Raw genomic sequence first — 11,430 nt, forward strand, 5'->3', positions numbered from 1 at the left:
TTCCTGGGGGTTCTGGGGTGTTGTATCGTTGTCCCTGTTGCGCGGTCCCGTCGTCTAGCGGCCTAGGACGCCGCCCTCTCAAGGCGGTAGCGCGGGTTCAAATCCCGTCGGGACTACAACGCAGAAGGGCCCCGGAAGTTCATCCGGGGCCCTTCTCCTTTGGTCAGAGCCTGTTCTGCAGGCCTTCTGCCGCTGCCAGCAGGTCCGCCGCCCAGCGGGCGCCCGGCCTGCGGCCCATGCGGTCGATCGGGCCCGAGACCGAGATCGCCGCGACCACCGCGCCCTGGTTGTCCCGCACCGGCGCCGAGACGCTCGCCACGCCCGCCTCGCGCTCCGCCACGCTCTGGGCCCAGCCCCTGCGGCGCACCTCCAGCAACGTGCGCTCCCCGAAGACCGCCTCCGCGAGCACCGCGCGCTGCGTCGCCGGATCCGCCCACGAAGCCAAGACCTTCGCGCCCGACCCCGCCGTCATCGACAGAGCCGTGCCCACCGGGACCGTGTCCCGCAAACCGCTCGGCGGCTCCGCCGTCGCTATGCACAAGCGCTGCATGCCGTCCCGGCGGTACAGTTGGACGCTTTCACCCGTGACATCCCGGAGTTTGGGCAGCACCGTGGACGCCGCCTCCAGCAGCGGATCCACCGCACCGCCGGCCAGCTCCGCCAACGCCGCGCCAGGCCGCCACCGGCCGTCCGAACCACGGCGCAACAGGCGATGCGTCTCCAGGCCCACCGCCAAGCGGTGCGCCGTCGCCCGAGGCAGCCCCGTGCGGCCGCACAGTTCCGCCAGGCCACACGGCTCCTGAGCCACCGCCTGCAGAACGGCCACTGCCTTGTCCAACACTCCGATGCCGCTATGCTGTCCCACGTACCGATACTAACTTCCCGGCATCTGGGAAGTCCACTCTGTGGGAGAGGCCCCTTTCCTCGGGTCTCGGCGCGCTCGACTGGGAGCAGTGATGGGAAAAACGCTCGCGGAGAAGGTGTGGGACGCGCACATCGTGCGCCAAGGTGAAGGGCACGAGCCCGACCTGCTCTACATCGATCTCCACCTGGTGCACGAAGTCACCAGCCCGCAGGCCTTCGAAGGGCTCCGGCTGGCCGGCCGCGAAGTGCGGCGCCCCGACCTGACGATCGCCACCGAAGACCACAACGTCCCCACCGTCGGCCTCGATCTGCCGATCGCCGACCCGGTGTCGCGGACCCAGGTCGAAACGCTGCGCAAGAACTGCGCGGAGTTCGGCATCCGGCTGCACCCGATGGGCGATGCCGAGCAGGGCATCGTCCACGTGGTGGGCCCGCAGCTCGGCCTCACCCAGCCCGGCACCACCGTCGTCTGCGGCGACAGCCACACCTCCACGCACGGCGCGTTCGGCGCGCTGGCCTTCGGGATCGGCACCTCCGAGGTGGAGCACGTGCTGGCCACCCAGACGCTGCCGCTGAGGCCGTTCAAGACCATGGCCATCAACATCGAGGGCTCGCTGCGCCCCGGTGTGACGAGCAAGGACGTCATCCTCGCCGTCATCGCCAAGATCGGCACCGGCGGTGGCCAGGGCTACGTGCTGGAGTACCGCGGCGAGGCCGTGCGCCAGCTGTCGATGGAAGCCCGCATGACCATCTGCAACATGTCGATCGAGGCCGGTGCGCGGGCGGGCATGATCGCGCCCGACGACACGACTTTCGAGTACCTCGAGGGCCGCCCGCACGCCCCCGAGGGGGCCGACTGGGACGCCGCCGTCGAGTACTGGACGACGCTGCGCACCGACGACGACGCCACCTTCGACGCGGAAGTCACCCTCAACGCCGACGAACTCACCCCGTTCGTCACCTGGGGCACCAACCCCGGCCAGGGCCTGCCGCTGGGCGAGAACGTGCCCGACCCGGAGACCATCGTCGACGAGGGCGAGCGCTTCGCCGCCGAAAAGGCGTTGGCCTACATGGGCTTGACCGCGGGCATGCCGCTGCGCGAGGTGCGCGTGGACACCGTCTTCCTGGGCTCCTGCACCAACGGCCGCCTGGAGGACCTGCGGGCCGCGGCTGAGGTCATCAAGGGCCGCAAGGTCGCGGGCAACACCCGGATGCTCGTCGTGCCCGGCTCGATGAAGGTGCGGCTGCAGGCCGAGAGCGAAGGGCTGCACGAGGTTTTCACCGCCGCCGGAGCGGAATGGCGTTCGGCCGGTTGTTCGATGTGCCTGGGCATGAACCCGGACCAGCTGGACCCGGGTGAGCGCAGCGCCTCGACCTCCAACCGCAACTTCGAGGGCAGGCAGGGCAAGGGCGGCCGTACCCACCTGGTTTCGCCGCTGGTGGCCGCGGCCACGGCGGTGCGCGGGACGCTCTCCTCGCCCGAGGACCTCGACTGACCACCTCCCGAGCTCTCTACCACCAGGAGCAGTGACGATGGAACCGTTCAAGACGCACACCGGGGTCGGCGTCCCGCTGCGCCGGTCCAACGTGGACACCGACCAGATCATCCCCGCCGTGTACCTCAAGCGGGTCTCCCGCACGGGCTTCGAGGACGCGCTGTTCGCCGCCTGGCGCGGTGACGAGGAGTTCATCCTCAATCAGGAACCCTTCTCCTCCGGCAGCGTGCTGGTCGCCGGGCCCGACTTCGGCACCGGGTCCTCCCGCGAGCACGCGGTGTGGGCGCTGAAGGACTACGGCTTCCGAGTGGTCATCTCGAGCCGTTTCGCGGACATCTTCCGCGGCAATTCGGGCAAGCAGGGCCTGCTGGCCGCCCAGTGCGAGCAGTCCGATGTGGAACTGCTCTGGAAGCTGCTGGAGACCGAGCCGGGTACCGCTGTCACGGTGGATCTTCAGGAACTCACCGTCCAGGCCAAGGACCTCACGGTGCCCTTCAGCATCGATGACTACACCCGCTGGCGGCTGCTGGAAGGGCTCGACGACATCGGTTTGACCCTGCGCCACGCCGAGACGATCGACACTTTTGAGGCTGGGCGCCAGAGTTTCAAGCCCGCCACCCTGCCCGCCCGCAAGGGCTGAGGCTTCCCCCGCCTCGGGACGGGTTTTTCCTTTCACAGCAGGAGAAATCCGTCCCGATCGGGACAACTGAACAGTTGCTCCAAGCACTGCGCGGACCCCGTTGCCCGGACTCGAATGCCCGCGCCCCAACGAAAAAATGGGGCGTGGCGAATGGCATTTGTTGTTCCGGGGCTTTACCGTTGACATTGAGTCGGCCCAACGGGGCCGTTGTTGTGTCCTGGGAGGGACTGAAGTGAACAAGGCCCAACTGATCGAGGCTCTGGCAGAACGCCTCGGAGACAAGAAGACCGCCAGCCAGGCCGTTGAAGACGTCGTCGACATCATCGTTCGCAACGTCAACAAAGGCGAGAAGGTCAACATCACCGGTTTTGGCGTTTTCGAGAAGCGCGCTCGCGCGGCTCGAGTCGCCCGGAACCCGCGCACCGGTGAGAGCGTGAAGGTCAAGAAGACCAACGTTCCCGCGTTCCGCGCCGGCACCCAGTTCAAGGAAGTCGTCGGCGGCCAGCGGAAGCTCCCGCGTGCGACGACCTCCGGCAAGGCTGCCACCACGCGCGGCGTGACCACGCGCACCGCCTCGGCGAGCAAGACCACGACCGCTCGCAAGGCCACCACCACGCGTGCCGCGGCCACCAAGACCGCCACCCGCACCACGGCGAAGGCCGCCCCCGCCAAGGCTTCGACCGCCAAGGCCCCCAAGGCGAGCACCGCCAAGGCCGGCACCACGAAGGCTGCGCCGAAGCGGGCCACCACCAAGGCCAGCACGGCCAAGGCGACCCCGGCGAAGTCGGCCACCACCAAGCGGGCCAGCACCGCCAAGGCCAGCACGACCAAGGCGGCGCCGAAGTCCACCGCGAAGACGACGCGCCCGGCCACCAAGAAGGCCACGACGACGCGCAAGTCCACCAAGAAGTGATCGCTCGCTTCGACTGCGAGCTTCAGTGGGCCGAGCGGGCGGCGGCATAGCCCCCATCCCGGGGGCGTGCCGCCGCCCGCTCAATGCTTTGGGAAAAGGCGAAAACCCGCCGCCTCAGGTGCGGCGGGTCGCTTCCCCCTCCGGCCGTTCCCGCGTGCGGGCGCTTCAGGCGCCCGCAGAGCGCCGGAACGCCGTTGGCCGAGCCCCTGCGGCCGAGGCGCCTGCGACGGCGCTCTGCGGCGCGATCAGCGCCCTGCAGGGGTTCTTCGCGCCCGGGCCAGCGGATCCGGAAGGTAGTCCGCCGCCGCGAGGCGCAGTCCGGGCGCCTTGCCGTCGTCGGTGCGCTCGTCCGGCCGGAAGGTCAACGTCCACACGCTGCCCTTGCGCGAGGCCACCTCGTCCAGCGGCAGCCCGGCCGAATCGGCCAGCCGCGTCACCAGATCCGGGATGACGCCTCCCTGGCTGGACACCACGCTGGTGCCGCCCTCGGCCGCCACCTCCAGCAGCGCTCGCACGCCCGCCTGCGGGTCCGCCGAATAGATCTCTTCGGAGAACAGCGGTTCGCTCACGATGTCGATTCCGCCGTCCCCGGCCACCGGGGCCACGGTTTGTTCGCAGCGCACGCGCGGAGCCGAATAGATCCGGGAAGGTGCGAACAACGGCAACAGGGAATGCAATGCGTCCCGTTGTTTGCGGCCCGCTTCGCTGAGCGGACGAAGAGCGTCATCTCCGGACCATTCGGATCGTTTGCCCGCTTTCGCGTGGCGAACCAGCAATACCGTCGCCGTTTCCTCGCGGGACTGGTCGAATGCGTCGAGGACTCGAGCATCATGCGGATAGCTCAACTCCGCACGCGCCTGCTCCAGCGGCAGCCAGCGGAGTTCGTCCACTTCGTCGTTGGGCGCGAACTCGCCGGCGCGCAGGCGTGCGGAGAAGTAATCGACGATCTTCGGCGCGGATTCGCCCGAGCGGGTCGGGACCGCGTAGCGCACCTGCGCGAGCGGGCGCACGAGCACGGACGAAAACCCGGTCTCCTCGGCGACCTCGCGGACCGCCGCCTGCGCGGGGAGCTCACCCGGGTCGAGCTTTCCCTTGGGCAGCGACCAGTCGTCGTACCGGGGGCGGTGCACCAGCGCCACCTCAGGGCCCTGGGCACCGGGCCGCCACAGCACGGCTCCCGCCGCGCGCACGAGCGCGGGCACCTCGACCGCTTCGGCAACCGGGATGTTGTCGGTCACGCTCTACTTCCTCAACAAAGCCTGGGAACGATTTTCCTACGACACCTTGGCGCCGTGGCCGGACAGCATCTCGGTCTGGTGGTCGCGGACCTGCTCGCCGCTGCGCGGGGAGGCTTCCCAGTCTCCCTTGGCGTTGAGCACCCAGCAGCGCGTCGAGGGGTGCAGCGCGGAATCCAGCATCGCGTCCATCTGCGCGGTCAGCTTCGCGTCGGTGACGCGGACCTGGACCTCGATGCGGCGGTCCAGGTTGCGGTGCATCATGTCGGCGCTGCCCAGCCAGTGCTCGTCGATGCCGACGAAGTGGAACACCCGCGAGTGCTCCAGGAACCGCCCGAGGATCGAACGCACCTCGATGTTCTCGCTGATCCCGTCCACGCCGGCCTTGAGGGCGCAGATGCCGCGCACCACGACCTGCACCGGCACACCGGCCAGCGAGGCGCGGTAGAGGGCGTCGATGATCTGCTCGTCGACCAGCGAGTTCACCTTCATCCGGACCCCGCAGCTCAAACCCTGCCTGGCGCGCTCGATCTCGGCCTCGACCCGCTCCACGATCCCGTTGCGGATGCCCTGCGGGGACACCAGGATGCGGCGGTAATCGCCGTGCCGGGCGTAACCGGTGAGCACGTTGAACAGGTCGGTGAGGTCGGCGCCGATCTCCGGGGACGCCGTCAGCAGGCCCAGGTCCTCGTAGATGCGCGCGGTCTTGGGGTTGTAGTTGCCGGTGCCCAGGTGGCAGTAGCGGCGGATCGTCGAACCCTCCTGGCGCACCACGAGCGAGGTCTTGCAGTGCGTCTTCAGCCCGACCAGGCCGTAGACGACGTGCACGCCCGAGCGCTCCAGGGTGCGCGCCCACTGGATGTTGGCCTGCTCGTCGAAGCGCGCCTTGAGCTCCACCAGGGCCACGACCTGCTTGCCCGCCTCGGCGGCGTCGATGAGCGCGTTGACGATCGGCGAGTCGCCCGAGGTGCGGTACAGGGTCTGCTTGATCGCCAGCACGTGCGGGTCGGCCGCCGCCTGCTCGATGAAGCGCTGCACCGAGGTGGAGAACGAGTCGTAGGGGTGGTGCACCAGCACGTCGCCCTCGCGCAGCGTCGAGAAGATGCTCTTGGGCGTCTGGCCCTCGGCGAACGCCGGGTGCGTGGCCGGGACGAACGGGGCGTTCTTGAGGTCCGGCCGTTGCAGCTTGTCCAGCTGGAACAGGCAGGACAGGTCGAGCAGGCCCTTGACCTCCACCACGTCGTGCTGATCGACCTCCAGCTCGCGCAGCAGGAGCTCGAGCATGTTCTCGCTCATGGTGTCGGTGACTTCCAGGCGCACCGGCGGACCGAAGCGGCGGCGCGCGAGTTCGCGCTCCATCGCCTGCAGCAGGTCCTCGTCGCGGTCCTCCTCGACCTCCAGGTCGGCGTTGCGGGTGACACGGAAGATGTGGTGCTCGGAGACGCGCATGCCCGGGAACAGCTTGCTCAGGTGCGCGGCGATGAGCTCTTCCAGCGGCAGGAACGTCGCGAGCTCGTTCTCCCGGTCGGCCTCCACGCGGATCAGCCGCGGCACGTTGTCGGGGACCTTCACCCGCGCGAAGCGGCGCAAACCGGCGTCCGGGTCGGTCACCGTGACCGCGAGGTTCAGCGAAAGCCCGGAGATGTAGGGGAACGGGTGCGCCGGGTCGACCGCCAGCGGTGTGAGGACCGGGAAGATGTGGTCCTCGAAGTAGCGGGTGAGCTTGGCCTGGTCGTCCGAGGCGAGCTCGCCCCAGTCGAGGATGCGGATGCCGTGGGCGTCGAGCTCCGGCAGCAGCTCGTCGACGAAGACCCGGCCGAGCTTCTCCATCAGGTCCTGGTTGCGCGCGGCTATGCGGACCAGCTGCTCGTGCGGGGTGAGCCCGTCGGCGCTGCGCACCGACAGCCCGGTCTCCTCGCGGCGCTTCAGCCCGGCGACGCGCACCATGTAGAACTCATCCAGGTTGGAGGCGAAGATCGCCATGAACTTCGCCCGCTCCAGCACCGGCTGCGACTGGTCCTCGGCGAAGGCCAGCACGCGCGCGTTGAAGTCCAGCCAGGACAGCTCCCGGTTGAGGTACCGGTCCTCGGGCAGGTCCGTCGAGGCCGCAGCCCTGGTCACAGCGGGCGGCGCCGAAGGAACGCGGGCACCGCTGGTGACCGCGGGCAGCGGCCCGTTCGCCTCGTTGCCGGCGGCGGTCGTGCGGCGAGCAGGACGCGGTGCGCGGCTCGCTGCCGCCTTGCCTGCGGACGAGGTGCGTTTGGCGGGCCGCTTCGGCGACCGGTCGCTGTTCGTGCTCACCGAGCCATTGTCGCTCAGAAAACCGTTTCAGATCGAGCAACGAGGCCGTTCATCTGATGTTCGTCCGACCACAGCGGAACCTCGTGTGACGTGCGGAAGGGAACCCCTCTGCCACCCGGATGACCGGAAGGGCCCCTTCCTCCGGGCCGTGGCGGGAGGAGGGGGACTTTCCTGTCATCAGCGCGAGCCGCGGTGCTGACCTGCGCAGGGGAAGCTACCTGTCACCGGAGTCAGCGGCGGTGACCTGCGCAGGAGAACCTTCCGCTCACTCGCCGAGGCCGAGCCGAGCGCTGGTGCGGGGTCCGAGTCCGACGGTTCTCGCCGAGGCCAGGTCGGCTTCGGTGTCGACGTCGCGGCGCAGCGACTCCCACGGTCCGGCGAGGGTTTTGGCTCCTGACTCGCCGTGCGCTTCGGCGGAGCCCGGGCCGAAGCGCGGGTCCAGGGGCTGGTCGGGTTCGGCCAGCAGCAGCGTCGTGCCGTCTCCCGAGAGGTCCGGGCAGTACGAGCGGTCGGTTCCCGCCGCGCGCAGCGCCCAGCCGAGTTCACCGGAGCGCAGCGCGGGAAGGTCGGCCTGCAGCGCGCCGACGCGGAAGGTTCCTCGGGCGCGCAGCACCTCGTCGCCGTGGCGCAGCGCGGCGTTGAGCCCGTCGGCCGGGTGGTCGGGCAGCACCTCGACGCCGAGAGCGGTGAACGCCGCGGTCAGCGCCGGATCGGAGGAGACCACCACCACGCCCGCGACGCCGCGGGCACGGCGCGCGGCGGCGACGGTGTCCATCGCCATCGCGGTGACCAGCTCGAGGTGCCCGGCCGATCCGCGGCCGGCCAGCAGCCGGGATTTGGCCCGAGTCAGCGGCTTGAGCGGTACCAGCAGGTGCACCCCGTCGGTGGCGGGCGTGTTCTCGGTGGTCACGGCAACCATCTTGCGTCAACGTCCGCCGATGCGGTGGAGGGCTTCCCAAGTGCCGCCTGGTTGACGAGGCCGTGGCCGGGGCCGGGTAACTTGACTGGCGCTCGAGATCTGGAGGAGAAAGCCGTGGCGGAATCGAGAAACCTCCGGCGCCAGCGGAGGACGACCAGCGAGAAGGCACACGGGATGGGCATCTTCTGGCTGGGCCTGGCCCGCTGGGTGTTCTACCCGCTGACGATCTTGCTGGCGCGCGTCCGCGTGCGCGGGGCGCACAACATCCCGGCTGAGGGCGGCGCGCTGCTCGTGCTCAACCACGTGTCCCACCTCGACCCGATCTTCGACGCGGTCACCGTCCACCGCACGGCCCGGGTGCCGCGCTTCATGGCCAAGAACAGCCTGTGGAACGTGCCGGTGCTCAGGGACGTGCTGGTCGGCGTGGAGCAGATCCCGGTCTACCGGGGCACCGCGGACGCGCAGAAGAGCCTGCGCGACGCGCACTCGGGCCTGGAGAACGGCAAGGTCCTGGTGATCTACCCGGACGGCACGATCACCAAGGACCCCGACGGCTGGCCGATGACGCCGAAGGTGGGTGTGGCCCGGCTGGCGCTGGCCAACGACATTCCCGTCATCCCTGCCGCCCGCTTCGGCACCCGCGAGATCTACGACCACTACAACAAGAAGTTCCGGCCCTTCCCGCGCAAGACCGTGAACTACGTGATCGGTGAGCCGCTGGACCTGTCGGCCTACCGCAGCGAGAACCCCGACGTGGAGACGATCCGCGAGGTCACGAACCTGGCGATGAGCCGGGTTCGGGAGCTGCTCGGCGAGATCCGCGAGGAGCAGCCGCCCACCGAGTTCTACGCCCCGGCTCGCAAGAAGAAGGGCACCGATGGCGCAGCCTGAGCGGATCGCGGTGCTGGGCGCCGGATCCTGGGGGACCACGTTCGCGAAGGTCCTCGCCGACGCGGGCAACGACGTCTGCCTGTGGGCGCGGCGTCCGCAGGTGGCCGCGGAGATCAACGAGACCCGCTGCAACGACTCCTACCTGCCCGGCATCACCCTGCCGGAGCGGCTGCGCGCCACCGACGACGCCGCCGAGGCGGTGCACGCCGCGGAATTCGTGGTGCTGGCGGTGCCCAGCCAGACGCTGCGCGAGAACCTCGCCGGCTGGCAGCCGCTGCTGCCGCAGGACGTGACGCTGGTGAGCCTGGCCAAGGGCGTCGAGCTGAGCACGCTCAAGCGGATGAGCCAGGTCATCGGCGAGGTCGCCGACGTGCCGATGGAGCGGGTCGCGGTGGTGTCCGGGCCGAACCTGGCCAAGGAGATCGCCGCCGGTCAGCCCACCGCGACGGTGGTGGCCTGTTCCGACGAGGAGCGGGCGGTGGCGTTGCAGAAGGCGTGCTTCACGCGGTACTTCCGCCCCTACACCAACACCGACCTGGTGGGCATCGAGATCTCGGGGGCCTGCAAGAACGTCATCGCGCTGGCCTGCGGCATCGCGGCCGGGCTCGGTTTCGGGCACAACACGATGTCGTCGCTGATCACGCGCGGTCTGGCGGAGACGACGCGGCTCGGCGTCGCGCTGGGCGCGGACCCGATGACCTTCGCCGGGCTGGCCGGTCTGGGCGACCTGGTGGCGACCTGCGCGTCGCCGCTGTCGCGCAATCGGACCTTCGGCGAGCGGCTGGGCAGGGGAGAGACGGTGGCCCAGGCGCAGGAGGCTGCCCACGGCCAGGTGTCGGAGGGCGTGAAATCCTGCTCGTCGATCCGTCAGCTGGCAGTCCGGCACGGCGTGGAGATGCCCATCACCGACGTGGTGCACCGGGTGTGCCACGAAGGGCTGGAGCCGGGGCCTGCCGCTGCGGAGTTGTTGGGACGCGAGCGCAAGGCGGAATGATCCGGTCCGCGCGCTCGCGTCGATCGCGAGTGCGGGAGTGACCACAGTGGATCTTGGGGATTTCGGCGACGGAACGCGCGTGGTGCACGGCGGGCACCCGGAACCGGAGGCGGGAGCGCCGCTGCTGCCGGGACCGGTGTTCGCCGCGCCGTACCACCTCGGGGACTCCGGCCCCAGCGGTGATTTCTACGGCCGCGCGGGCAATCCCACCTGGCGCGGGCTCGAATCGGCGATCGGCGAGCTCGACGGCGGGCGCTGCGTGCTGCTGCCCTCGGGCATGGCGGCGATCAGCACCGTGCTGCGCTCGGTGCTGCGGACGGGCGACAAGCTGGTGCTGCCCTCGGACGGCTACTACGCGTCGCGGCAGTTCGTCGGCGACGAGCTGACCGAGCTCGGTCTGGACGTGCGCGAGATCCCCACCCCCGGCCCGTGGACCGACGAGGTCTTCGAGGGCGCGCGGCTGGTGCTGCTGGAAACGCCGTCGAACCCGGGCGGGGACGTCTGCGACATCGCCGAGCTGGCCGAGCGCGCCCACGCGGCCGGTGCGCTGCTGGCGGTCGACAACACGACCGCGACACCGCTGGGGCAGCGTCCGCTGGAGCTCGGCGCGGACATCGTCATCGCCAGCGACACCAAGGCCCTGTCCGGGCACAGCGACATCCTGCTCGGGCACGTGTCGGTCCGCGACGAGGAGCTCGCGAACCGCCTGCTGCGCGCGCGTGCGCTGTCCGGTGCGATCCCCGGGCCGTTCGAGACGTGGCTGGCGCACCGCAGCATGGGAACTCTCGACCTGCGGCTGTCCCGGCAGGCCGAGAACGCCGCCGCGCTCGTCGACGCCCTCGCCGACCACCCGGCGGTGACCGGCCTGCGCTGGCCGGGCTGGTCGCAGGACCCGGCGCACGAGCTGGCGAGCCGGCAGATGCGCCGCTTCGGCGGGGTCTTCCGCTTCGAACTCGCCGACGCCGACGCGGTCCAGGCCTTCATCGCGAAGAGCCGGTTGGTCGTCGCGGCCACCAGCTTCGGCGGCCTGCACAGCACGGCCGACCGCCGGGCCCAGTGGGGCGACCCGGTCCCCGAAGGCTTCGTCCGCTTCTCAGCAGGCTGCGAGAACCCCGACGACCTGGTCCAGGACGTCCTCCGAGCCCTCTCCTGACCGTCTCCCTCCCACTTCCCGCTG

General features: G+C 70.0%; 10 protein-coding genes and 1 tRNA gene. 7 read left to right on the forward strand and 4 right to left on the reverse strand.

Translation table 11 applies throughout. From position 1 onward, the window contains the following. Positions 1–43 precede the first annotated feature (43 nt). Positions 44–116: transfer RNA gene (locus E1202_RS30125), tRNA-Glu, on the forward strand. 47 nt (positions 117–163) lie between these two features. Here the strand turns inward: E1202_RS30125 and E1202_RS30130 are convergent. Beyond that, a complete protein-coding gene (locus E1202_RS30130) occupies positions 164–865 on the reverse strand; it encodes an IclR family transcriptional regulator (protein WP_165944032.1) in 702 nt (233 codons plus the stop codon). 91 nt (positions 866–956) lie between these two features. On the opposite strand from E1202_RS30130, the gene leuC reads away from it, so the two are divergent. The 3 genes from leuC (at position 957) to E1202_RS30145 (ending at position 3,913) form a co-directional block, all read left to right on the forward strand. Continuing rightward, complete coding sequence (gene leuC / locus E1202_RS30135; protein ID WP_132686705.1) at positions 957–2,360, forward strand: 3-isopropylmalate dehydratase large subunit; 1,404 nt, start codon at positions 957–959, stop codon at positions 2,358–2,360. A gap of 37 nt (positions 2,361–2,397) precedes the next feature. Continuing rightward, positions 2,398–3,000 carry a 3-isopropylmalate dehydratase small subunit gene (gene leuD, locus E1202_RS30140; RefSeq protein WP_132676579.1) on the forward strand — a complete coding sequence of 201 codons (603 nt, stop codon included), beginning with the start codon at positions 2,398–2,400 and terminating at the stop codon, positions 2,998–3,000. Between the two features lie 232 nt (positions 3,001–3,232). Then, positions 3,233–3,913, forward strand: coding sequence for an HU family DNA-binding protein (locus E1202_RS30145; protein WP_132686706.1), 681 nt, complete (start codon positions 3,233–3,235; stop codon positions 3,911–3,913). A 245-nt stretch (positions 3,914–4,158) separates the two neighbouring features. On the opposite strand, the gene E1202_RS30150 is transcribed toward E1202_RS30145, so the two are convergent. From E1202_RS30150 to cofC, 3 genes are all read right to left on the reverse strand, one after another. Further along, positions 4,159–5,151: an NUDIX hydrolase gene (locus E1202_RS30150; protein WP_408007672.1), complete on the reverse strand. Its 993-nt coding sequence runs from the start codon at positions 5,149–5,151 to the stop codon at positions 4,159–4,161. Positions 5,152–5,187: 36 nt separating this feature from the next. Beyond that, complete coding sequence (locus E1202_RS30155) at positions 5,188–7,449, reverse strand: RNA degradosome polyphosphate kinase (protein WP_207919003.1); 2,262 nt, start codon at positions 7,447–7,449, stop codon at positions 5,188–5,190. Positions 7,450–7,714: 265 nt separating this feature from the next. Next, the gene (gene cofC / locus E1202_RS30160; RefSeq protein ID WP_235879111.1) at positions 7,715–8,359 is read right to left on the reverse strand and encodes a 2-phospho-L-lactate guanylyltransferase; all 645 of its coding nucleotides are present in this window, start codon (positions 8,357–8,359) and stop codon (positions 7,715–7,717) included. A 123-nt stretch (positions 8,360–8,482) separates the two neighbouring features. On the opposite strand from cofC, the gene E1202_RS30165 reads away from it, so the two are divergent. From E1202_RS30165 to E1202_RS30175, 3 genes are read left to right on the forward strand one after another with little or no spacing between them, the layout of a single operon-like run. Next, complete coding sequence (locus E1202_RS30165) at positions 8,483–9,259, forward strand: lysophospholipid acyltransferase family protein (protein ID WP_132686709.1); 777 nt, start codon at positions 8,483–8,485, stop codon at positions 9,257–9,259. Continuing rightward, entirely contained in the window at positions 9,246–10,253 is a 1,008-nt protein-coding gene (locus E1202_RS30170; protein ID WP_132686710.1) for an NAD(P)H-dependent glycerol-3-phosphate dehydrogenase, read from the forward strand. The genes E1202_RS30165 and E1202_RS30170 overlap by 14 nt, the downstream gene beginning before the upstream one ends. A 46-nt stretch (positions 10,254–10,299) precedes the next feature. Then, entirely contained in the window at positions 10,300–11,406 is a 1,107-nt protein-coding gene (locus E1202_RS30175) for a cystathionine gamma-lyase (RefSeq protein ID WP_408007675.1), read from the forward strand. Positions 11,407–11,430 lie beyond the last annotated feature (24 nt).

Source organism: Saccharopolyspora karakumensis (assembly GCF_004349225.1).
Taxonomy (GTDB): Bacteria; Actinomycetota; Actinomycetes; order Mycobacteriales; family Pseudonocardiaceae; genus Saccharopolyspora; species Saccharopolyspora endophytica.

Excerpts from the sequence above, each read along its gene's own strand:
- leuC (WP_132686705.1), top strand. The coding sequence starts at position 957 with ATGGGAAAAACGCTCGCGGAGAAGGTGTGGGACGCGCACATCGTGCGC.
- leuD (WP_132676579.1), top strand. The coding sequence starts at position 2,398 with ATGGAACCGTTCAAGACGCACACCGGGGTCGGCGTCCCGCTGCGCCGG.
- E1202_RS30170 (WP_132686710.1), top strand. The coding sequence starts at position 9,246 with ATGGCGCAGCCTGAGCGGATCGCGGTGCTGGGCGCCGGATCCTGGGGG.